The sequence below is a fragment of the Lactobacillus sp. 23-2 genome (assembly GCF_044902225.1).
Lineage (GTDB): Bacteria > Bacillota > Bacilli > Lactobacillales > Lactobacillaceae > Lactobacillus > Lactobacillus absianus.
Genome location: NZ_JAOQBX010000012.1, coordinates 1 through 23,069, shown reverse-complemented (window position 1 = coordinate 23,069; position 23,069 = coordinate 1). Strand labels below are relative to the sequence as shown.

Here is a 23,069-nt window from a genome sequence, read left to right as displayed (position 1 = left end):
TCTCTGCATCCGCTATCGGCATTTCTAACTTCATCATAGCGCCGAAGCTTCTTCAGTCTAGTCCATTTTGGACGGAATGAAGGAGAATTACTGATCTATTCAATTGAAAAAGATGCGCACCTGACTGGAAATTTGTTGTTCAGAAAAATATACATAACGCCTTATTAATATGTATATCTTGGCATAATGATGGCGATAAATTTTCGGCTGTTTCTGAACTTAACAGTCAAAGGATGTTTATGCCCCGCCTACAGCCAATCGGTCTGGCTAAATTTGGTAGTTATGCTAAGACACTTAGTTCTTTACAAATATTTATATTATAAACATTTTCCATTGCTTATCAACCTTATTCTAGTTATTATAAGGGTAAGATTTTTGAGGAGGCTTTTTTATGCATTCTAGAAAGTTTTTAAGTTTTTTTATATCTTTTTTCATGGTCTTAAGCATGAGTACCATGATTCCTACTTACGCAAAGGCGCAAACAAGCAGGGATACGTTTAAAGGAGATGATAGATATTTAGCCGAAAATAATTATGGTACCCATACGTATTCAAGTAACGGGGATACGTATCCAGGATTCTGGGCGTCCCCTACGACCTCTTATTTAGAAAAGGTATCAAATGGTTACATGCGTGTACAGGCCTCAAATATATACGATTATTTAGTCGTAGAATATTATGATAGCAATTTTAATTATTTAAAAACTGTCCACGTAAAAAAGGGTTTACCTCTCTTTGGCGGCTTTTACTCAGACGGCAGTAACTACTATGTCGTTACTGGGCAGGAAAATGAGAAAGAGTCAGATGATAGTGAGGTCTATCGTATCACCAAATATGATACAGCATGGAAAGAGGAAGGTGCGGCTAGCGTAAAAGGCGCCAACACTTACATTCCTTTTGATGCTGGCAACTGCCGTATGGACAAATCCGGCAGTACATTAGCAATTCACACTTGCCATACGATGTATAAGACAAGTGATGGATATAACCATCAGTCCAATGTGAATATTCTAGTCGATACGGACAAAATGACTGTTACGCATAGTTCAACAGAACCGAGCTTTGAAGGTTATGTCTCGCATTCCTTTGATCAGTATGTAAAGATTGCCAATGGCAAACTTATTGAAGTCAATCTTGGCGATGCGTTCCCACGCGAGGTCGTGATGACGCAGTTTGACAATGTCACAAGCAGTTCCTTTACTTATAAAGATCCTAATACAACAACCATCTTCACCATTAAAGGTGGATTTGGAGACAACTATACCGGCGTAGAGGTCGGTGGCTTTGAAGTTGGCAAAAGTCATTATTTAGTGGCCGGGACGACAATTAGCCAGACATCTAATGCGGAAGGTAAGAATGTCTTCTTGTCAACCGTCGATCAGAGTGACCAAAGTGTAAGTACCAAAATGATCACCAATTTTACGACGAATGAGAGTTCAAAGAATTTAGGCAACCCATTCCTCGTTAAATTGAACGATAATTCCTTCATGCTCATTTATGAGAATATCGAAAATGATCAACACGTCATTCATTACCAAACATTTGATGACGCTGGAAACAGTACTTCTCAAGATTATACAATGAAAGGAAGACTTTCAGATTGTGCCCCACTGGCAGCAAATGGAAAGATCATCTGGTACACTTACGATGGAAGCGAGATCGGCTTCTATGCAATCTCACAAACCAATTTGAGCGATCATAAAGTTACCAGAATTTCTGTTCCTATGGATAAGGTCACAATTTCAGGTTTAAACGACAAGTACACTTATACTGGTTCAGAAATTAAGCCTCGATGCACGTTAACTTATGAAGGGCAGACCTTGGAAGAAGGCAAAGATTATCGCATCAGCTATAGTCACAATATTGATGCCGGGAAAGCTAGCATCACTCTGACGGGGATGAACAGTTTTGAGGGCACTGTGACAAAAGATTTCAATATCGAACCAAAATCTGTAAATGATCTTTCTATTTCTCTACCAAAGTCAAGTTATACCTTTGCAGGGTATTCCGTGGATCCAGAACCGATCGTTCATGATGGGACGAAGCTTCTCGACAGAAAACGAGACTACTATATCTTCTACGACAATGATCTTGAGCCTGGAACTGCAACCTTGACCATTAGGGGCGATGGTAATTATGACGGGGATAAGTCTATCAATTATAAGATCATAGGCAAAGCATCAAGTACAACTCATGCTTCAGCGCGTACTTCTCTTCGAAAGGCAACAGTTTCGAAGCTCTTAGCGGCTTATGGCTTTACTGGAAAGGCCATCAAACCAACAATCACCCTTAAACTAAACGGGAAAACCTTAGTCAAAAATAAGGATTATAAGGTCTCCTACCAAAATAATAGCAAGCTTGGGAAAGCCACATTAACGATTACTGGGATCGGACAATATACAGGGAAGATCAAAAAGACCTTCAAGATTGTCAAGAAGACATCTTTGAAGAAAGCAAAGGTCACCCTTCCTAAAAAGACTTATAAATATACTAAGAAAGCGATCAAGCCGAATGTAACGGTCAAATTAGGAAAAAAGACATTAAAGAAGAATGTCGACTATACAATTTCATACAAAAATAATAAGAAAAAAGGAAAAGCAACAATTACTATCAAAGGCAAGAATCTATACACAGGAACAAGAAAGACTACATTTAAAATCAAGTAAAGATGAGGGAGCTGTCCACCAGGACAGCTCCCTTTCATTATGCATCAGGCAAAAATGCCCCAGTCATATTGTTCAGTGCACCGATATCAATATCTATTTGTTCAGATCCATCCGTGCAGCTTCCTTCAAAAGCTTCAGCGGGTACGGCAACACTTTTAACTCCTTGTATTTGACAAAAGTCACCTCTGTCATCTTCAGCATCCGGTAGATCTTCTCAGCCTCTTCTTCAAGAATATCACCTGAGAAACTGTTAATTATCCGCACAACTGATCCCTTGTCAATCGTCGTCTGCATCCCTGTCCTTGCGCAAGGAGGTCAAGTAAAAGGTTACCTGCTGGTCGTTTACCGCCCGGTTGACGATCGCCCGAACAGTACCATACATTTTTCCAAGGCCAGTTGACTGCTGCAGAATGCTAAGCAGGGCGCTCTTATCCTGTCCTGTGATATCTTCAATGGCTGCTTGTGAGACACTTACACAAGGGAAGTAAGTCTGACTATTTTTCATTTTTCTTCCTTTCAATAATCAATTTTAATTAGCTTAGATAATATATTTAGAACTGATCATAGCGCTCTTTGTTAGCGCATACAGGGAGGCCGGCGGTTTGTAAACGCTTTGTAACAAGTTGACTAGTTCAGCCAATCCTTCCTTCTTGACATTAGTCCACACACGGACTAAAATCTTAATTATTGTCCACGAGGAGACTTTTTATGATTAGCAAGAACCACGAAAGCATTTCAGAATTAGTAACCCTGGCCAGCGTCCGGGCGACTTACGCGTATGAGCAATATGACAAGCTCATGGGAATCACCCAGTACGAGAGCATCATTCTCTATGAGCTTGTCACCCATCCCCGCCTTTCGCAAAAAGAGCTGGTCTACCGCAGCGGCATCCCCAAGCAGTCCATCAGCAAGGGAATCCATATTTTACGTAAGCAAGGCTATCTGGAAGTCATCCCCGATGACCAGGACAAGCGCGTGAAATACTGTGCTTTGACCAAGGAAGGCAAGGCTTATGCCCAGAAAAAAGAAGCGCCGCTGCTGGCCCTCGAAATGCGCGTCATCGACAAGCTTGGACCAGACCGGGCCGAGCTGGCTTGCCAGATCCTAAATGAGTGGACCGACCTGCTATCCGCAGAAATAGCCAACTTAAAGGAGGAAAAACAGAAACAATGAAACTGCTATTGCCCTACTTCAAGCGATATAAGAAAGACGTCTTTGCCGCCTTGGTCATGATCGTCTTTTCAGCCTTCGCTACTTTATACCAGCCCCGCTTGCTCCAGCAGGTGCAAAACGAGCTGATGGCCGACCAGCAGCAGGCAGTCATCCGGGACACCGCACTCTTGATCGGCCTGGGTCTGCTCTCGATTCTTACCGGGGTCTTGAACGTCTACTTTGCCTCCCGGATCACCCAGGGCGTCGTCAGCGACCTGCGCGAAGACACCTATGCCAAGATCCAGACCTTCTCTTTGGCCAACGTGCAGCAATTTTCATCTGAGTCGCTCAGCGTCCGCCTGATCAACGATATGCAGCAGATCATGAACATGATTATGACCATCTTCATGCAGCTGATCCGCATGCCCTTGATCCTGGTCGGCTCAATCGTCCTGGCGGTGGTCACGATTCCCCGCTACTGGTGGGCAATTTTCTTTCTCTTGGCCTTGATGCTGGCGCTTGGCACGGTTGCCATCCGCCAGATGACCGCCATGTTTGACCAGTTCCAGATGTACATGGACAAGCTCTCTGGCCGGGCGGGGGAATTTTTGCAGGGGGTCCGGGTAGTCAAGTCCTTCAACCAGGGTCCGCAGGAAATCGCCAAGTTCAACCAGGACTCTGACGAATTGAATGAAGTCAACATCAAGGTGGGCTACTGGTTCTCCACTATCATGCCCGGCGCCCAACTGATTTCCTACCTGGTCATCAGCCTGGTGGTCTACCTGATCGGGACCAGCATCCTGCAGCACCCATCAGACGTGGCGGTCATCAGTCCTTATGTCAACTATGTCTTGACCATGCTTTTTGCCATCTTGATCGTCGGCATGGCGGTCATGCAGATTTCCCGCGGGAACGTCTCCCTGCGGCGGATTCAGGAGGTCATGGACACCCAGCCAGACGTCGTCTTTAATGAAAAAGCTCCAGAAGACGTGCTGGGCGGCTCAATTGAATTTGACGACGTCTCCTTCACTTACCCAGACGGCACCAAGCCGGTCCTGAAGCATATTTCCTTCAAGGTCCAGCCGGGACAGATGGTCGGCATCGTTGGGGCCACTGGCTCGGGCAAGACGACTCTGGCCCAGCTGCTGGCCCGGCTGTACGATCCGACCACGGGGACGGTCAAGATTGGCGGCAGCGACCTGCGCCAGGTCAATGAGACCGCCCTGCGCAAGACGGTTTCCTATGTCTTGCAGAAGGCAATCCTGTTCTCAGGCACGATTGCCGACAACCTGCGCCAAGGCAAGCAGGATGCCACGCCATATGAACTGGAGCGTGCCGCCCAGATTGCCCAAGCCAATGAATTCATCCAGCGCTATGATGAGACTTTTGACCATGAAGTCGAAGAGCGCAGCGCCAACTTCTCCGGTGGGCAGAAGCAGCGCCTGTCAATTGCCCGCGGGATCATCGCCGGCAGTCCGATCCTGATTCTGGATGACTCAACTTCCGCCTTGGACGCTGAAAGCGAAAAGCTGGTCCAGCAGGCGCTTGAGAAGCAGCTGCCGGAAACGACCACGGTCATGATTGCTGAAAAAATCGTCTCCGTCATGCATGCCGACAAGATCCTGGTCTTGGATGAAGGCCGCCTGGCAGCTGAAGGTACGCATGAAGAGCTGCTCAAGACTTCGCCGATCTACCAGGAAATCTACCAGACCCAAAGAGCCAAGGAAAGGAAGGAGGAAATTTAATGTCCAACACCCAGAAGTCCCTTGCCTATCTTAGGAAATACCTGCGCGCTTATCAAAAGCCGATCGTGATTTCCGTCGTGATCTACCTGCTGGCCACTGCCGCCCAGGTAGCCGCACCAACCCTGCTGGGGATGGCGGTTACCGACTTGTCGGCTTTTGTCAAAGAAAGCGCCCAAGGCCATGCCACCCTAACCCGCTTCTACCAAGCCTTGACCTGGATGGCAGCCTTCTATGCCTTGAATTCCATCGCGACCTACATTGCCTGGATGATGATGACGCGCTTTAACGCCAATGCCAACAATGACATGCGCAAGGGCCTGTTTGGCAAATTGCAGCGGATGACCATCCGTTACTTTGATACCCACCAGGACGGGCAGATCCTTTCCTTGTTCAACAGTGACTTGGACAACATCTTCAACGCTTTGAACAACGCCTTTTTTGAAATTATTTCCCAGTCCATGCTGTTTATCGGGACGATCATCGTGATGTTCGCCATCAACTGGAAACTGGCCATCAGCGTGGTAATCACCACCCCTTTGATCCTGCTCTTGAGCTTTATCATCATGAAAAAAGCCCGGGTCTACCTGGACCGCCAGCAAGACCGGGTCGGTGAGCTCAATGCCTACATCAACGAGCAGCTCAACGGGGAAAACATTATCATCACCCAAGGCCTGCGCGAGCAGTCTGTAGCCGGCTTTAAGAAAGAAAACGCCAAGGTCCGGGAAGCCATGTTCAAGGGGCAGTTCTACTCTGGCATCCTGAACCCGCTGGTTTCCGGCTTCTCGCTGTTAAACTTCGCGATCGTGATCGCCACTGGCGCTTACATGATTATGACCAAGCAGGTCAGCCAGGCGGCCGGCCTGGGCTTGATCGTGACTTTCACCGAATACTCCTGGACCTATTTCCAGCCGCTGACTCAAGTAACTTCCATCTACTCCATGCTGCAGCTCGCCTTGACCGGTGCCCGGCGCCTGGAAACGGTTGAAGCGCAGGCTGAAGAGGATACGGTTCCAGATGGGAAGACCATTTCTGGAGTGAATGAAGCCGTTCGCCTGGAAGATGTGCACTTTGGCTACACTCCAGACAAGGAAATCCTGCACGGGGTATCAATTGAGGTGCCTAAGGGTCAGTCAGTTGCTGTCGTTGGCCCGACCGGGTCTGGTAAAACGACGATCATGAATTTGATCAACCGCTTCTATGACGTAAACAGCGGAGCCGTAACTTTTGACGGCACTGATGTCCGGGACCTGCAGCTGGAAAATCTCAGAAGCAATGTCGGGATTGTCTTGCAAGATTCAGTCCTCTTCTCCGGGACGGTAGCTGACAACATCCGCTACGGCAAGCCGGATGCTTCTATGGATGAAGTTATAGCCGCGGCTAAGGAAGCCCAGCTGCACGACTTTGTCATGACCCTGCCAGAGCAATATGACACGCCAATTGAAAACGGCCAGGCCAACTTCTCTACCGGGCAAAAGCAGCTTTTGTCAATCGCCAGAACTATTCTGGTCGACCCGGCCTTCCTGATCCTGGACGAAGCAACTAGCAACGTCGACACGGTTACGGAAGAAAAGATCCAAAAGGCCATGGACAATGTGATTGCCGGCCGGACCAGCTTCGTGATTGCCCACCGTTTAAAGACGATTTTGAACTCAGACAAGATTGTCGTATTAAAAGACGGCCAGGTTATTGAAGAAGGACCGCACGCTGACTTGATCAAGAAGCGCGGCTTCTACTACAAGCTCTACACCAGCCAGATGGCTTTTGAATAAAAGAAACATGCAAAAAGGACACCTGTCACGAATCGTGATGGGTGTCCTTTTGTTATTACTCGCCTTATTCAGTCTTGCCGCTATAGTTAGCAATCCCGCCAATGTTTTTGACCTTGCTGTAGCCTGCCTGCTTAAGCCAGGCAACTGCTTGACCGCTTCTGTTGCCGCTGCGGCAATAGACAAAGAGCGGCGTATCAAGATCCGTGATCTCGCCTTGGGCAGATTCAATCTTGCTCAAAGGGATGTTGATGCTGGCCGGGATGTGCCCTGCCGCGTACTCATCCTCTTCTCTGACGTCGATCAGTTTGGCATTCGGCGTTTTCTGGTATTCTTCAACGCCGGCGTTAATGTCGTTTGCTTGAAGTTGGTCCATTCTTTTCTCCTAATTTGCTGCTTATTTGGTTCTTTCTTGTGCCACTAGATCATCCAACTTTTGCTTCAATTCTTTGTTAATTTCAATATTGCCTTCTTCACCACTGTTGTTTGAAACCCACTTCCAGGTGATATCCCAGTCAGATGATATTGACCTCTTACAACTTCTTTTCCAAAAGGACCAGCGGGACATCCTTGAGCCCGTTGAATTCACAAGGAACGATTCCGATTTCCTTGTAGCCCAACTTCTTGTACATCGCCCGGGCGTTCTGCCATGCGTTTCATCAGCAAGCTGTCAACAAAGTCGCTGCCAGCATCGCTGACAGTGCTTCTTAACCATGCAAATTTCAGCTTGGAGCTATCGAATTTGGCCAGCTCCCGGTCAATCTCCTGCCAGAGTTCCTGGTTGGCTACTGGTTTTCCGTTAGCCGTCTTCCAGTCCCGCTTTTTCCAGCTCTTCATCCAGGCCGGGCCATCTTTTGTGTCGCTGACCGACTTGATAACGTACTGGGAGTTCAAGACAAACAGCAAGGGCTGCTGGGTCAGACCCAACTGTTCCAACTTCTTCAAGCTTTCCAGAAAAGCAGTCATTTCCATTTCGTTATTGGTCGCGCCCAAACGGCCGGCACTATTAGCAAGCCGCTGGCCATCATGCTCGATCATGTAGGCCCAGGCAGCCTTATCGCTATCTTGGACATGGCTGCCCTTGCGCGCGCCGGTGCTCCGGCAGGTACCCCCGGTATAAATAACGGCAGAATAATCTTTCTTATCGTATTCTGGCTCCTGCTTAACTGCATTTTGCGGATCAGCTGGATCAAGCTTCAAGTAGTTCAAGGCATCCGACTTACGGCTGAAGGACTTGTATTCAGCTCCTGGGAAGCCGTTTACCTGCTTTTCAGCTTCCGGCCAACTGTAATAGATTCCTGGCTGACGGCCTTTTCTGACAGCATAAGTTTTTTTAGCTTTTTCTGCTTCCTTCACTTCAGCATCAGCAACTTCCAGCTCTTGATCATTCTTGATCTCTGTCTTGTAACGCCTTAGGCCAGGCAAGCGGCTGGAGAAAAGATTGATGATGCTTACCAGGTCATCCACCAGTTCTTGGCTGGGGCTGGTCGTGGGGTTATTGATGACCACGATTTCACTTCCGTGGCGCTTGCAGAAATTGGCAAACCAGTCAAAAGCCAAGCGTACAAAGCGGTCTTTGTGGGTCACGTAGATCTTGTTGACCTCGCGGTCTTCAACTTTCTGCAAGAGCTGGTTCCATTCCGGACGGTTAAAATTCAGACCGCTGCCAATGTCTGACATACTTTCGCCCACAGTAATGCCGTTGGCGTTACAGTAGTCCAGCAAAAAATTCTCCTGCTTGGCCAAATCATCGCTTGCCCAAGCAGCCGACACGCGAGCATAGATCACGTTTATTCTGCCGTCGTTGCTGGCTGCGCCAAGATACTCGTTAAGCTGCTCTTGGGTGTAGTAACGCCGATTTGTGGCACTTCTTTCAGCCTTAAGTTTGCCCTCCCGGTCCCACCTTTGCAGGGTAGCAACAGAGACGTCAAGGATTTCAGCAGCTTCGCCTACTTTGTATTTCTTCACGATAAAAGGCCCCTTCACATTGTTTGCTACTAGTATAACATGACTTGCATACTTGCCGTTAGCAGTTACACATAATAATGGATATGAATTGCTGCCACTGATTGCAATTAACTTCTAGGCCCCGACTTTTTCAAGGTGCAAAGAAAAAAGCATCCCTCTTCGCAGAATGATCCGCGCGAGAGGGATGCTGTCGATGAGAAAAGAGAATTGTTACATCTCGTCCATCTGTTCATTAACAAGGGCATCAGCCAGGTTGTTGCCATCGCTATCAGCATGGCCGTCGACGTGCTGCAAAGTCAAATCGGAGAACTTAGCAATTTCCTTGTCAATTTCCTTCCACAAATCCTTGTTGGCAACTGATTTCCCATTAGAATTTCTCCAGCCCCGTTTTTTCCATCCTTTGATCCAAGCAGTCCCATCGGCAGAGTCACTGAGGGCTTTGCGAACATAGTCTGAATCTAAGGAAAGCAGCAGCTTCTTCTGGCTAAGTCCCATGTTTTCAAGAGCCTTCAAGCTTTCAAGAACAGCCGTCATTTCCATCTGGTTGTTAGTAGCTCCGACTTTGCCGCCAGTAGTGGTCATGGCATGTCCATCATGCAAGATCACGTATGCCCATGCTGCCTTGTCAGTTGGCAAAACGTGTTCACCTGCATTGTTGCCGTTGTTGCGGCAGCCACCGTCGGTAAAAATCCAGGCATCGTATTCGGATTCAAGTTGTTCTGCTTCCAGCTTCTCGATAAAGCTCATTTTTTCTTCTTTTGTCAAAGTTTTTTTAGTCATTGTGACAGTCTCCTTACTAAATTTTCAAATGGACTTGTTTATGTCATTGAAGCATTTCTTCATCTGACAAGTTAATTGTAGTACATTACATACATTTCCGCAACAATTACTTACGTTTTTGTCATATATTTTTTTTTTTCGAACATAAGAAGTCGACCTTTTAGAGCGCAAAAAAACGTGCCAAACAAGTTCTGCTTGTTTAGCACGTTTTTAGATATATTTGCTTCTGCCAAGGAGATAGCCTTCTGCAGCTAAACACATTAAACTCCACTCCAATTAGCAATAAATTGTTATGCTTTTTATCATAGCATCGATCCCGCTAAAGTAATAACAACTATTTCAGACAGCTTTCCCGCTTTAGGACATTTTCGACTTCTGGCAATTTATAACCAAGCAGGGTATCACCCTCTGGGTCAGTTTTGACATAGGTGAAGCCAAGTTTTTCCTGGACCCTCTTTGATTTCTCATTCCCCTCATAGTAGCAGCACCAGACTGCCTTGCAGTTTAGGTCGGCGAAAGCATGGTCAATTAGGCAAGTTGCAGCTTCTGGGGCATAGCCGCGCCCCCAATATTCTTTGCCGATCCAATAGCCGAGTTCTGGTTCATCGTCTTTTTCTGAGCAGGCATCCTCACCAAATCTCAAGCCCGCGCAACCAATGATTAGATTGTCATCTTTCCGCAAAACTGCGTAAGTTTCCGGGGCTTGCAAATTCTCTTGAATCACCTGCAAGCTCTCTTCAACAGATTTATGGGAGGGCCAGCCAGCGGCAGGACCGACGGCTGGATCCTTAGCTAATTCGTAGAGGCAGGCGGCATCACTGTCTTCCCAGGGCCGCAAGCGCAATCTATCAGTAGTTAGTTCCATTTTCCCCTCCTGGATTTTTAAATTATCTATGGCGCTTGATTAGCTGACTTGAATTTGATTGGTATTGGGAAGTTAGTACTAGAGCCTGCAGAAAGCTTGCAAATTGCTGCTTAAATGAGGTTAAAGTGATGCGTTTTTGCCATCAGGCTGTTGGCCGGCTACTTCATCATAGAAATAAAAAAGAGCGCCTATTAAGCGCTCCAACCGGTTCGGTACAAGTAATCAGCTGGTACCATTTTTGCACATCAGATGTGACCTCCGGTTCATAATCCTGGTATCTATATTGTACTATTCAATTGTGTTACAGCCAAGAGGCACATCGAAATCATCAATCTCAAAACTAGGATGTGTGAACGGGGGTGTTTCCCCTATGAACCTTTGGTTCATAATTTTGGTAGTGGTACCTCCGAAGTACCTGAAAAAACTACTTAAGCACTTGTTTAGGTAGCAACCTGGCCTCCGCTCTTGCGGGGGCTTTTATTTTGCCTCACTTGCGCACACATAAAAATCCCCGTACCTGCGATAGTGCAGATACGGGGATTTGTTTTACCACAATTCCGTAAAGAACTCTGTTACAATTCTATCCAATTGCTCCTTAATAAACGAAAAGTCCTGTCCCAGGTCTAGCGTCTTCACGCTAATCTGGTTTCCACTCATCTGATAGTCTTCATCGGGGACAATCTCCTCGTCAGTCATGGCATATAAAAGCATCCCTGCCACCGTATCATTCCTTCGTATTGCCGCCAGATTCTTAACATAGGCAAAAATCTGATAAAGGTTAGCCGAGTGTATCGTCTTCGTGTCAAAATTGCTCTGCAAGCTATGAGCATAATACTTAGCGTCAATTATCATTTCCCTGCCACCATATGACAAAAGCACATCTGACTTCATCACCGGCAATAAATTCTTATTGTCATCGTCCAACTGCCATGGAATCATGGCAGCCTTCGCAGTAAAGCCACGGTACTTTTGGGCGTACTCTTGCACGTAATACTCAAGAATGAACTTCTCGTACAGGTGCGACATCCGCTGGTCATCAGCAAAGTCAGTTAACCGCATTGTTCCCTGCTCTGCAGCCATGATTTTTCCTTCAGTCAGCAGCTCACAAATTCCTAGTAGCAGCCGGTAACTCTGATTGTAGCGGTGAAAGTGAAACTTCTGCCAGGACACTTTAGACAAATCAGCCATATCAATCTCACCAAAGAAGACCAACTCTTTCTTGAGCAGATCACGGTATTTCTTGTCAACCTTCTTTGACCGCGCCAACTGTAAGGCAGTCGATTTCAGAATTTGATTGTATAAGTTATTGGCAGATAACTCATCAAAGTCACAGGCTACAAGCTTCCGGCAAGCCCGCTGGTTACGGATAGTTTCGACCAGATCAATCTTGCCGCGGACGGCCGGCAAATTATCATGACAAGATACATATTCACGGTACAGTCCCTGTTTTAGTTGCTTGCCGATCCCCTTAGCTAAGATTGCGGCAAACAGATTGTCCAGATTATCAAAGCTTTCCTTGCCGATATTTTTATACTCTGTTTTATGCAGGTTACCAAACGCATAGCTCAGCATATAATAGACGTTCTTGATGAAGACGCTCTTGTCCTTAATCATTGAGAACCTCATGCAGAGCATTTTCCCAATGCTCCAGCTTATCCTGGTCATCAAACCAGTATTCCCTCAGCATCGGCAATATATCGTAATCAATAATCAGTCTTAGTTCATCAAGCGTCCATTTCCCTTCTGGATTGCTAAAATAGCTGTGGCCAATGCAGAAACCTGGTCCAAGAGAAGGATCTTTGCTGATCTCATCGTTGAGTTCTTCAATTCGGTTGATCAATCTGTCAAAAATGACATTTCCAGCAATCAATTGTTGCTTCATAAAGCCAGTACTTTCAAAAGCTGGTTTCATATCAAAAAAGCTGAATCTCCGCCGCAGAGCATAATCAATTATTGACAAGCTGCGGTCGGCAGTATTCATCATACCGATCAGATAAACATTGCTTGGAACAGCAAAAGGTTCGGCCGTGTAAGCCAAAGTTATCGGCTGATCCCGGTAATCCTTTTCGAGCAGCATAAGCAGCTCTCCAAAAATCTTGCTTAAGTTGCCGCGGTTTATCTCATCAATAATGAAGAAGAACGGTTCATCTGGATGCTCAGCTGCCCGCTTGCAAAAGCGGTAAAAACTGCCATAGTGAAGTTCAAAGCCATGTTCAGTTGGCTTGTAGCCCATCATGAAGTCTTCGTAAGTGTAGCTTTGGTGGAACTGGATCAGCTCAATATTTTCATTCTTTTTCTGCCCCATCATCGCATACGCCAGTCGCTTAGCCGCAAAAGTCTTGCCTACGCCAGGTGCGCCTTGCAGAATTATGTTCTTCTTGTACTTTAACAGTGCTGTTAAGCGATTATAGTCTGCTTCTGGCATGTAAACTTCTGAGAGAAAATTATCTTTAGTATATGCCACCGGGTTATGCTCTCTGACCTTATCCATGATGAAGTTGAATTCGTCTTCAGTTACCTTGAATAGTGAGCCAGTTGGGCTGATGAAAACTTCTAAGTCTTTCAGTTCCGGGCATTGCCGCAGGTCTTTATAAGCCACTGGATGTTCAAATTCTTCGATTTTCTTGAAAAAGACCGCCTCACCATCACTAGCCCGGCTGATTTCCATCAAAGCTACAACATTCCTGCTTGGATATGATTCATAGCCAATAACCTTGTCACCAACCTTTGCATCCAAGAAATGCTGGAAGACCCGTCTTTTATGGCCACTTTCACTATAAAGGGTATAATAGCGCTCCTCACCAATCTTTAAATCAGATAGGTTCCAAAAACTAGGATTAGCATTCAGCCACCAGTACTGCTTTTGACCAGTTGCAGGAGTCAAGTCACGATGTTGGGCAAGATAATTGCTGATATCAGATGCTAAAACAAAAAGATTAGAATCCTTTTCAGCAGACCATTGAAAATCATATCCAAACTTATCGCACAGGTAATATAGATAATTTGGCTCGCCTTCAGTATTCTGTTCAAGATAGTACTTATACTCATCAAGCAATAGCTGATTATCAGATAATTGCTCAATAATTTCTTGGGCCAAGACTAACCATTTTTGTAAATTCTTGACAGTAGCTGGTTGCTCGAATTCATAGTCTAATTTTAGCCAGCTAGCCAGTCTTTGACAGCCTCGCAAGTTAAATACACTGTATCTATTAGATGAATTAAGACAGAGCAACATACTGATCGTCTCTTCATCTAAAACGTAGTCTCCACCTAACAATTCATTAGCTCGATGCTCAAAGTTTTTGATTCGATTGACTAGATCCTGATTTTCGTCAAACAGATTAAACATCATCCGACGGACTATTTTAGGCGATCTCTCAACCAATTCTAATAGGGTATCATGGTCAAACGTAAACGTATTAAGATTGAGAATGTCTCCTACATTCTGCACAACGTCAACAAACATGCTTTCAAAATCTTGATCATCTAAACTCCAATTGCTATGAAAGCATGCTATTGCCAGCCACAAAGAATGGACACTATGAATCCTGTACTCAAAGTCTTTTTGGTACTCTTCCACTAAATCGTTAAATCTGATCTTATCCAACATTTCTAATTTCCTCATCACATTTCTAACTGTGCAAAACGTTCTATAGCTATTGTACTTCAGTGACCTAACTCAGTGGACTTTAAGCTACAGAAAAAATGCAGCAGCTCAATAGCACGGTAAATTAATGCTGGCTTCTCACATTTTCACATGCGGTTCTAGAAATACGAGAATCTCACCTTCACTAGTTTCAATACTCTTCATCGTCCTTCTGTTCTTCTGACATTGCGACGTTCTGGATATCTTTTCCAATCAGTCTTGCCTGTGTCTTGATCCATTCCTCATCCAGTCCAAACGCGCCTAGGATTGCCTTCTGGGTAGCGGGTACGCATAGATAGTTGGGCTTGCCAGGCATTTCAGCTTTGCGCTTTCTTAAAAACGTCCTCGAGAAATGTTCTCAAGGACGTTTTTTAATATTGTCTGCCAGGATTTTTACTTCTGAAACGCGATAAACACCTCTACGAAGCATATCCAATGACATCTCTTTCAACTTCAAGGATCACATTGCTTGGAATTTCAGCTACAGAAATCTGGGAAAGCAAATTGCTTCTCGGATTGTAGATCCCAAGATACTTGAGCTTCTTGAATTCAGGATGAATCGAGTGCATCCCCATGCGCCAATACATAAGCAGCTGCAACGTTGCCTCTTTCTTGACTTTTGCCTTAGACACCTTAAAGTCCCACAGGGTATCAGCGGTAATAAAGTCGCCATCCCCCGAATCAACTGTGTCGGTATAGCCGCCATCCATCGTGAAGCTATCGAGAATTTTCGGTCCATAGGCATCCAAAAAATTTAGTGACCGCTCTACCATCGTCCGCACGTTCTGGATCGTGGCCACGTCTGGGTTGATCTCTTCTACAGGCTTATAGGCTATCAGCCCAGCCCGCGCACATGCGTCAAATCCGGTCAGCTTTACGGCATTTTTGATGGAATCATCATCCAGCCCTTTAATTCCAGAGCTAAGTCTTCGTGCCTTATCTGCCATACCGAGAAAGAGCGCGCCAATCAGCGAGATCTTAAACGCCTCTTCAATAGCAGTTCCCGACATGAAGCGCGTCATGTAATCTACCGTCAAGCCAATCAGGTTGGGGGATACGTTTTCTTCAGGGTTGAGCGCAGCCATTCCCTCACCCAGCGACTCTGTGTTAAAAAAACGCGGATTAAGGTATCCGCCCCTTGGTTGCTTGACCTGTCTGGCCCGTTTCGTTACAGAACATCCCATAATGATCATTCCTTTTCTGCTGCATACTGATTTTTATGTTAACTATCCTTTTCGATCAGGCCCAGCAGTCCCGGCATGGCTTTAAGCTGTTCAGCCTTTTCACCTTGGGTAGAATGTCCGCATAGATTTGTGACAGGTCAATGATCTCGATTACGCCGTAGAGGTTGACGGCCCCTTGGAAGAATTTGTGCAAAAAGTCCAGCTTTTCCTCCGTAAAAGCAGCTTTGGCGTAGCGCTTCTTCATGGTTTTGTCCAGCAAGCGTTTGGGATAGCTGACTTTATTCACGGTCTTGTCCTGCGGCTGGTCACTGTCAGCCAATCCTAATAGCAGGTCATGCAGTGAGTTCGAGTCAATATCCACATCTTCCTCCAAGAGCCCCTCATCATCTTCCCAATCAAAAAAAGTCGTTATCATCTTCGTCGTAAAATGTCTCATCAAAGTCATCATCGGTATCGTAGCCTTTGACTTCTACATAAGAGCGACCACCAAGACCCCAGCAAGGCTGCTCGTAAACAGCTTGCTTCATCAGCGTGGACATTTCTTTAAATTCACGTTGGCTGAGCTTGAGCTTATAGTACTCAAAAGCAAACTGCAGCTCATTCTCGGCATCATATAAGACACCAGCGCCTGATTGATAGATGTAAGTTACCAAATCAATTATCTCGTTTACGGCCGTATCACCCGGTATAATTCGACTGGCAACTTTATCCAACTTTTTTCCGTCAAGCTTCAGCTCTGAGAGAGCCTGCCGGAAATTCTTTTCATCTTCATTTTCTTCATGCGTTGCGTAATCGAGGAGATTTTCAGGAGTCAGATAAAGTCGACCGCACTCTTGGCAAATTTCCAGGTAAAGATTCCAAATTTGCTGGATGTTTATTTCTGTCCAGGTAACTTTCTTGTTAACCAACAAGGGGCTAGTCAGCGGATTGTCAACTTGCTTGGAATATTTGTCAAAAACTGCAGGATTATAAACAAGATAATGAGTTCCTGATTGACCGCCCGTAAGCTCGCCAAAGCTGATAAACTGTTCAGAAGTGATTTCTGGGTAGGCAGCATTGTGCTCTTTGATCTTTTGAAATAGATCGTACAGGTCATCCAGTGAAATGATCCCGTAGACATTAACCGCGCCGATATAGAACTGAAGAAGAAAATCAATCAGCTCAGCTGAGAAACCAGCTTGCTTAAGTTTTGTTAATACTGAATTTTGCATCATCTGCTCTTTTCTTTTAAAAAAGGTTCAGTATAAATTCTTGTGTAAATAGAAAATAGGCAATAAAAAAAGAAGGGTTGTCCCTTACAATGTTAATAACGACAAAAACACAAGGAGCCCTTCTTACTATGTATTATACAGAAGTGTCAGTAGCTACTCAAGATGTTATGCCTAACAAGGGTGACTAAAAAATACCCGCCAGCTTGCTAAAAACAAGCCAGCGGGTATTTATTTTGCCTTAAAGAGCCCTTTTTAGTTCTTACAATATTTCCAGCCATGACCAGGTAAATCAGCCCGATGCCGATTACCACGTGGGGATGTCTCCAGCAAATCGCATCAATAGATAGCCTTATACCTTCCGGTCAGCGATCAGCTTTTCATGCGCCTGGATGTGGGACAGACGCTTTTTGTCCCGATTTAAAAGCAAGAGGAAGATTGCTTCAACCAAAGACGATGATGCCAGGCGGGAAAAGAGGTATTCTTCCTGCAAGACCGTCTGGCCAATTGCAGTTGTCAGATGGTAGTCGCTCTTAGCAGCTAAGGGCGAGTCTGGCCGGTTGGTCATGGCTACGACCTTGATGCCTTTTTCCTTGGCCAAATCAGCCAGTTTTAACAAGCCAGATGATTCACCAGAGTTGGAAATCAGCCAAAGGCAGTCGCTGCTGCTCATATTCATGGTCTGGCCGATTACCGTTTCCATGGTCGGACTGGAAATAGCCAATAAGCCCAATTGGTTCAGCTTGTAGACCGCGTCTTCAGCGACTGGATAGGTGTCCCCTTCAGCCGCGACTTGGATCAAGCGGCTATTTTCCAAGAGACCCAGGACTTCTTTCAGAGTAGCAGCTGGCAAGCGGCGAATAGTCCGGTCGATTTCGTCTTCTTTGCTGGTCGCGATCTGGTCCAGGGCTTGGGAGACATCATCCTGGTTCAGGGATGCCAAGCTTGAGACGGGTGACTTTACCCGGGCCAGACTGACTTTCAGCTGGTGAAAGCCCGATAAATTCAAATTATGGCAAAAGCGGGTCACTGATGCCCCGCTAACGTCTGCTGCTTGGGCCAGCTGGGAAATCGTGTAGTTAACCACTTCCTCTGGCTTGTTTAATATAATCTGGGCAACCTTTTGGTCACTTGGGGACATACCATTTTTCTGGCGGAGGATCTGCTCGATGATGCTCTCTTCGTTTTCCATGTTTACCAGTCTTTCTCCTGTTCCTTCTTGATTCTACAGTGCTATTATAGCATCTCTTGTAAATTAATTTCATCGGTTTTAAAATCTTGTAAATTTATTTATTGACATTTCCCTGTCTTTTGCTTACTATGGTCTTGCAAATAAATTTCGGCTAAGCTGGCGATGTAGAAAATAATTTACAGTTTTTTTAGAAGGAGAATGTGATGACTTTAATTTCAGATTTCGCGCTGAAGAAGATTCAGCCAGGGCAGAGGGTTTCCCTTGGCGGCGGAAGCAACGTGGCCGACTTGACCCGGGCAATCGCCAAGGCCAAGCTAGCCCTTGACCTCTACTCCCCTGCCCCGGCTACCCGGCAGTTAGGGGACAGTCTCGGCCTGGCAATTAAGACAGCAGAAGAAGCAGACCAGCTTGACCTGGCCTTTGACGGAGCAGACAGCGTTGATTTTTCCTTAAGGGCACTCAAGAGCAAGGGCGGAATCCATCTTTTTGAAAAAATCGCCGCGCAAGAGGCTGATGAATATATCCTTCTTTTGCCAGAAGGCCGGCTAAGAGAAAAGCTCGACCCAGATATCCAGCTCTGCCTTGAAGTAGCTGCTCCAGCTGTTAAATCCTTGCTTAGGTTTGCTAAAGGCTTGGCTTTGAAGGCCAGTGTCCGAGAAGACGAATCAATTTTGGGCAACAAGCTAGTTGATCTATACGCGGAAAATTGGGACAAGATCGAAGAAGTAAACCAGCAACTGCTTGCCTTTAATGGAGTTGTTGCCTCGTCGCTTTTTGCAGGAGAAGTTACTTCCGTCATCACTGTTCAAGATGGCAAGGCAGTTGAAATTGGAAAAGGAGAAGATCATGACTAAATACAATTGGGGAATTATCGGGACTGGCTGGATTGCCGGAGAAATGGCTGACGCATTAAAGCGGGTCAACGGCGAAGTTTACGCTGCCACCAACCCTCATAAAGAGGCTTTGGAAGCTTTTGGTCAGGAAAAGGGAATCAAACATCTTTATACTGACCCAGATGAAATGATCAAGGATCCTGACGTAGATATCGTTTATATCGCCACCCCTCACAACTTCCACTACCAATATGCCAAGCAGGCACTTTTGGCTGGCAAGCATGTTTTTTGCGAAAAAGCGATCACGATCAATGAAAAGCAGCTGGAAGACCTGGCAAGCCTGGCTAAAGAAAAGAATTTGATTTTAACAGAAGGCCTTACCGAATTCAAAAATATATCCATTAATATTCAAGTGAACATTAATGACTACATTCTTGTCCTCCAGCCGAAGCCGGAGGATTTTTTTAGGCTTTTTCACGAGGAAATGCCTTGTGCGCTCAGTTATACGCACCTCCACTAAAGTTGCTCCCTAGCTTCTGATGTTGTTATCATACGCACAGTCAAAGAGTTCGCCATGCTTCACAAGCAAAGCCCAGAGGCCATGTCTGTAAAGCAAGCAGGAATATGTCCTAATTTTCCCTAGTGCCGAGGCTCTAGGGCAGCGCCCAGTCCTAGACTTGAAGCAGGGGCGAGCCCACGCTTGTGACGCTTTGACTGATGGATTATGCCATCACTGCCTGCTTATTTGCATAACGATCTTCAAGAATCTTTTCAACCTTCCGATATGGGGTGTACAGCGTTATTTCTTTGTCATCCATCCTTCGCAAGATATTTACGGCGGCAGCCGTATTTGCATTCATCTCTCCGCAATTTGGACAGACTGCGGTCTCATGATGCATGCCTTTTCTTTCGGTAAAGTGTGCGCCGCATCTTGGACAGAACTGTGACGTATATGCTGGGTTGACATCGACCGTCTTAATGCCTTGACTGGCGCACAGATACTCGATGCGCTTGTCCAATGTTCCCTTTGCCCATGAAGACAGCTTGCGCCTTACCTTTGCCTCATAGCGGCTTGATGCTTTTGGCAGCTTTTCTTTGGTAAAGCTCAGATCTTCTTTGACAAGGACGTCTGGTTCTTCGGTTATAAGCATCTGTCTAATGCTTACGTTCATCATCCGTTCCATGTTGTTTTGCTTTCTCTCATGTTGCCGACGATAAAGCTTATTGCCGAGGTGGTGCTTTTCCAAATGAGCGATTTGTCGCTCAATGCTGCCAATTTGGCATCTGATGCGCTTGTTTGTCTTGGCAGAATGAGTACCTGCCAGTTTCTTTTGCAAGTTTGATTCTTGCCGTCTCAATTCTTTTGCTGGCTGGATGTATTTGTTGCGATTCGTATTGCGGCGATTGATCCGTTCGGCTTCGGCACTTACAAGCTTGCTGAAGTTTGCTCCGTATTCTTGACCGCTGCTGCACGAAATAAGAGTGGCCAGACCCTTGTCCATGCCCAGTTTTTTATGTAGATTGCGCTTGTTGCTCACAACCGACTCGATAGCGCGATGAACTTCCAGCCGCTTCTTGTTTCTGTCAAGAATTAGCTGAATGTCGCCACGCTTCTTCTTGTTGGCATAGCAGTATGGTCCGGTCAGCTTAAACTGCTTTTTCTTTCCGCGCTTTGCCGTCATGATTTCCAAATAGCTTGAGCCGCCTTTTTTGACCACACGCCACATTATTTCATCACAGAGCATGCATCGTGCGGAACTTGAATGAGGGTATGGCTTATGCTTTCTGGTAAGTCGTCTGATGTATCCAGCACAATGCCGAAGCTGTTCTTCGGTTAGAGATGTTCTTAACGAAGGATATTGGCTAACTTCTTCGTTTGGCTTTGCCTCGTTTTCGCGTCCCTGCAGAATAAGCTGCCAGTAATATGGTGAAGTAAAGACGTAATTAAGATACTGGCGCTCAGCGCTAGCCAATCTTTCATTGGCTTGCACCTGCTTTTTCAGTTTTAAGCCAAGATTTGACCACATGGAATTGAGGTTCATGCACACGTCTTTAACTGCTTCCGTTGCATGGCGGCCTTGAATTCCAAACTGCTCATTCAGAAGCTTTTGTTTTGAAAGTCTGACCGTTCTTGCGTCAGGTGATTTCAGCCCTTGAGCTTTATTCTTCTTATAGACCTTTTTCCAGTCTTTGACCGCTTTGCGAGCCTTCTTGATTTCACCGTCGTGCTTGCGGATTCTGTCTCTAGGGCCGTGCCACTGTTTGACGTCCGTCATGTGATTGATGCCGCACAGCTGAGCATAGAGCAAATCCTTGCATCTGCCGTAGCCAGCAAACAGCTCATCCAGCTCTTTAATTTCCTCATCAGTCAGCTTTACGGTATAAGCTCTGATCGTTTTAGTCTGAGTTCTTTTCGTTTTTCTGGTCATTTTTGGAACCTGCTTTCTCATCACGATCATGTGTTCGCATTCAACCATAGTTTATCATAAAACTCGTCTTAAAACATTAAAAACACGATCTAGAATAGAAAAGTCTACTAATAGATACTAGTAAACTTAAATTGATATTTTTGATTACATATTTTTGCAGCTGTTGGCTCCCCTCTACCACATGCCGATTTACCGCAAGGTCAAGGAGCTGATCGCTTCTGGCAAATTGGGCCAGATCCAGCTGGTGCAAGTCAACTTCGGCAGTTTGAAGGATTATGATCCGGCCAACCGTTTCTTCTCAAAGGACCTGGCTGGCGGCGGGCTCTTAGATATCGGGGGTTACGCTACGGCTTTTGCCCGGACCTTCCTTGATGAGATGCCTAACAATATTTTGACGACGGTGAAGTTTTTTGAAACGGGCGTGGACGAACAGTCCGGCATTATTTTGAAAAACGACCGCCAGCAGCTGGCCGTGATGGCGCTGTCGATGCGGGCCAAGCAGCCAAAACGGGGCGTCATTTCCGGGACTAAAGGCTATGTCGAGATCAGCAACTACCCGCGGGCCATGCAGGCGGAAGTTACCTACACTGCCTCAGCTCATGAAGAACGCAAAGAGACAATCACGGCTGGGGAAAGCGGTCTGGCTCTGGACTATGAAGTAGCCGACATGCAGCGGTACGTAGAGCAGGGCCATGACGATGGCGAACTGCAGACTTCCCGGGAAGTGATGCACATTTTGACGGCAGTTAGAGGGCAATGGGGGATGCGTTTTCCAGATGACCAGGACTAATTTAATCTGATAAGTATTCCTATTCTCAAAAATTTGGGTACAAGAAAAGAGTGAGTTCGATGAACCCACTCTTTTTTGCTCTTATTCAACGATGCCGAAGCCGCCAGTCCAGGCAATTTGTTCGCTAGCTGCCAGGGTCATTTGCAGGAAGCCAGTTGCTTCCAGTTCTCTAGCCCGCTTTAAGGCGCCGGCGTCCAGGACCCGCAAAGGACTGCCAGCTAAAGCTTCCTTAATGGTTGCCTTGGCTTCCTGGTCATCACCGGCCAGAAGAACCGTGGTTGGCAGGTCGCCAATTTTTCCGCTTTGCAGAGTTGCGGCAAAAGTCGTGTTGAAGCCCTTGACTACCTTGGAGTCAGGTAGCCAGGACTGGAGCAATTGCGCCGCGGATGAGTCAGCTGGCACGACCAATTCGTCCCAAGTGTCGAAGTTCAGCGGGTTGCTGATGTCGATGACGATTTTACCCTTCAGCTCGTCCTTGTATTGGTTAGCGATGCTTTCCAAAGCGCTGAATGGCACAGCCATGATTACCAGGTCGCCAAGCTTTTCTGCCTTGTCGCTACTACCAAAGTATTCTACTTGATTGCCGGCCAGTTCAAAGTTCTTGCCGATTGCCTGCCCCATGTTGCCCTTGCCAAAAATTGTTACCTTCATTGTTTTTACCTCGCTACTTTCTTTTTGTAAGTTGTTAATCATAAGAATACAAGCTTGCCAAAAGAAAGTCAAGCTTTTTTATTACAAAAAGTTAGCAAAATAATAATCCAGCCCGAAAGTGGACTGGATTAGGTTTATTCGGCTCTATAATATTTCTTACTGATGGGTGTCAAGTCACACACCTGTCGGTAAGAT

The 23,069-nt window shown here is 46.0% G+C and carries 18 protein-coding genes and 4 pseudogenes; 7 read left to right on the top strand and 15 right to left on the bottom strand.

Annotation, left to right across the window (positions count from 1 at the left end; all coding sequences use genetic code 11):
- Positions 1 to 391 precede the first annotated feature (391 nt).
- Positions 392 to 2,665, top strand: a complete 2,274-nt coding sequence (locus OCH80_RS05940; protein WP_404538879.1) for a hypothetical protein — start codon at positions 392 to 394, stop codon at positions 2,663 to 2,665.
- A 93-nt stretch (positions 2,666 to 2,758) separates the two neighbouring features.
- On the opposite strand, the gene OCH80_RS05935 is transcribed toward OCH80_RS05940, so the two are convergent.
- Both OCH80_RS05935 and OCH80_RS05930 read right to left on the bottom strand, forming a co-directional pair.
- Positions 2,759 to 2,959, bottom strand: a complete 201-nt coding sequence (locus OCH80_RS05935; protein WP_404538876.1) for a hypothetical protein — start codon at positions 2,957 to 2,959, stop codon at positions 2,759 to 2,761.
- Entirely contained in the window at positions 2,943 to 3,170 is a 228-nt protein-coding gene (locus OCH80_RS05930; protein WP_404538873.1) for a hypothetical protein, read from the bottom strand. The genes OCH80_RS05935 and OCH80_RS05930 overlap by 17 nt, the downstream gene beginning before the upstream one ends.
- A 203-nt stretch (positions 3,171 to 3,373) precedes the next feature.
- On the opposite strand from OCH80_RS05930, the gene OCH80_RS05925 reads away from it, so the two are divergent.
- The 3 genes from OCH80_RS05925 to OCH80_RS05915 are packed head-to-tail and all read left to right on the top strand — an operon-like array spanning position 3,374 to position 7,331.
- Positions 3,374 to 3,838, top strand: coding sequence for a MarR family winged helix-turn-helix transcriptional regulator (locus OCH80_RS05925; protein ID WP_404538870.1), 465 nt, complete (start codon positions 3,374 to 3,376; stop codon positions 3,836 to 3,838).
- Positions 3,835 to 5,562: an ABC transporter ATP-binding protein gene (locus OCH80_RS05920; RefSeq protein ID WP_404538867.1), complete on the top strand. Its 1,728-nt coding sequence runs from the start codon at positions 3,835 to 3,837 to the stop codon at positions 5,560 to 5,562. Before OCH80_RS05925 ends, OCH80_RS05920 begins: the two co-directional genes overlap by 4 nt.
- Positions 5,562 to 7,331, top strand: a complete 1,770-nt coding sequence (locus OCH80_RS05915; RefSeq protein WP_404538864.1) for an ABC transporter ATP-binding protein — start codon at positions 5,562 to 5,564, stop codon at positions 7,329 to 7,331. The genes OCH80_RS05920 and OCH80_RS05915 overlap by 1 nt, the downstream gene beginning before the upstream one ends.
- Positions 7,332 to 7,395: 64 nt before the next feature.
- Here the strand turns inward: OCH80_RS05915 and OCH80_RS05910 are convergent, their stop codons facing one another.
- From OCH80_RS05910 to OCH80_RS05860, 11 genes and pseudogenes are all read right to left on the bottom strand, one after another.
- Entirely contained in the window at positions 7,396 to 7,704 is a 309-nt protein-coding gene (locus OCH80_RS05910; RefSeq protein ID WP_404538862.1) for a rhodanese-like domain-containing protein, read from the bottom strand.
- Between the two features lie 209 nt (positions 7,705 to 7,913).
- Positions 7,914 to 8,600: pseudogene (locus OCH80_RS05905) on the bottom strand (viroplasmin family protein); the annotation flags it as partial.
- A 54-nt stretch (positions 8,601 to 8,654) separates the two neighbouring features.
- Positions 8,655 to 9,296: pseudogene (locus tag OCH80_RS05900) on the bottom strand (IS607 family transposase); the annotation flags it as partial.
- A gap of 210 nt (positions 9,297 to 9,506) precedes the next feature.
- Positions 9,507 to 10,076, bottom strand: a complete 570-nt coding sequence (locus OCH80_RS05895) for a ribonuclease H (protein ID WP_404538859.1) — start codon at positions 10,074 to 10,076, stop codon at positions 9,507 to 9,509.
- 334 nt (positions 10,077 to 10,410) lie between these two features.
- A complete protein-coding gene (locus OCH80_RS05890; protein WP_404538857.1) occupies positions 10,411 to 10,941 on the bottom strand; it encodes a GNAT family N-acetyltransferase in 531 nt (176 codons plus the stop codon).
- A 546-nt stretch (positions 10,942 to 11,487) separates the two neighbouring features.
- Entirely contained in the window at positions 11,488 to 12,555 is a 1,068-nt protein-coding gene (gene mcrC / locus OCH80_RS05885) for a 5-methylcytosine-specific restriction endonuclease system specificity protein McrC (RefSeq protein ID WP_404538854.1), read from the bottom strand.
- Positions 12,548 to 14,551: an AAA family ATPase gene (locus OCH80_RS05880; protein ID WP_404538851.1), complete on the bottom strand. Its 2,004-nt coding sequence runs from the start codon at positions 14,549 to 14,551 to the stop codon at positions 12,548 to 12,550. The genes mcrC and OCH80_RS05880 overlap by 8 nt, the downstream gene beginning before the upstream one ends.
- Before the next feature lie 455 nt (positions 14,552 to 15,006).
- Positions 15,007 to 15,780 (bottom strand): hypothetical protein, encoded by a 774-nt coding sequence (locus tag OCH80_RS05875; RefSeq protein ID WP_404538848.1) that lies wholly within the window; start codon positions 15,778 to 15,780, stop codon positions 15,007 to 15,009.
- A 46-nt stretch (positions 15,781 to 15,826) separates the two neighbouring features.
- A complete protein-coding gene (locus OCH80_RS05870; protein ID WP_404538845.1) occupies positions 15,827 to 16,132 on the bottom strand; it encodes a hypothetical protein in 306 nt (101 codons plus the stop codon).
- A 34-nt stretch (positions 16,133 to 16,166) separates the two neighbouring features.
- Entirely contained in the window at positions 16,167 to 16,985 is an 819-nt protein-coding gene (locus tag OCH80_RS05865; RefSeq protein ID WP_404538842.1) for a hypothetical protein, read from the bottom strand.
- Between the two features lie 346 nt (positions 16,986 to 17,331).
- Positions 17,332 to 18,171 carry a MurR/RpiR family transcriptional regulator gene (locus tag OCH80_RS05860; RefSeq protein WP_404538840.1) on the bottom strand — a complete coding sequence of 280 codons (840 nt, stop codon included), beginning with the start codon at positions 18,169 to 18,171 and terminating at the stop codon, positions 17,332 to 17,334.
- Positions 18,172 to 18,374: 203 nt separating this feature from the next.
- Between OCH80_RS05860 and OCH80_RS05855 the strand changes: the two genes are divergently transcribed.
- Complete coding sequence (locus tag OCH80_RS05855) at positions 18,375 to 19,025, top strand: ribose-5-phosphate isomerase A (RefSeq protein ID WP_404538838.1); 651 nt, start codon at positions 18,375 to 18,377, stop codon at positions 19,023 to 19,025.
- A pseudogene (locus OCH80_RS05850) lies at positions 19,018 to 19,386 on the top strand (Gfo/Idh/MocA family protein); the annotation flags it as partial. The gene OCH80_RS05855 and the pseudogene OCH80_RS05850, both read left to right, overlap by 8 nt.
- 340 nt (positions 19,387 to 19,726) lie before the next feature.
- On the opposite strand, the gene OCH80_RS05845 reads toward OCH80_RS05850, so the two are convergent.
- Positions 19,727 to 21,433, bottom strand: coding sequence for an RNA-guided endonuclease TnpB family protein (locus OCH80_RS05845; RefSeq protein ID WP_404538835.1), 1,707 nt, complete (start codon positions 21,431 to 21,433; stop codon positions 19,727 to 19,729).
- Positions 21,434 to 21,605: 172 nt separating this feature from the next.
- Between OCH80_RS05845 and OCH80_RS05840 the strand changes: the two are divergent.
- Positions 21,606 to 22,223: pseudogene (locus tag OCH80_RS05840) on the top strand (gfo/Idh/MocA family oxidoreductase); the annotation flags it as partial.
- Positions 22,224 to 22,304: 81 nt separating this feature from the next.
- Here the strand turns inward: OCH80_RS05840 and OCH80_RS05835 are convergent.
- A complete protein-coding gene (locus OCH80_RS05835; RefSeq protein WP_404538833.1) occupies positions 22,305 to 22,874 on the bottom strand; it encodes an NADPH-dependent F420 reductase in 570 nt (189 codons plus the stop codon).
- Positions 22,875 to 23,069: the final 195 nt, after the last annotated feature.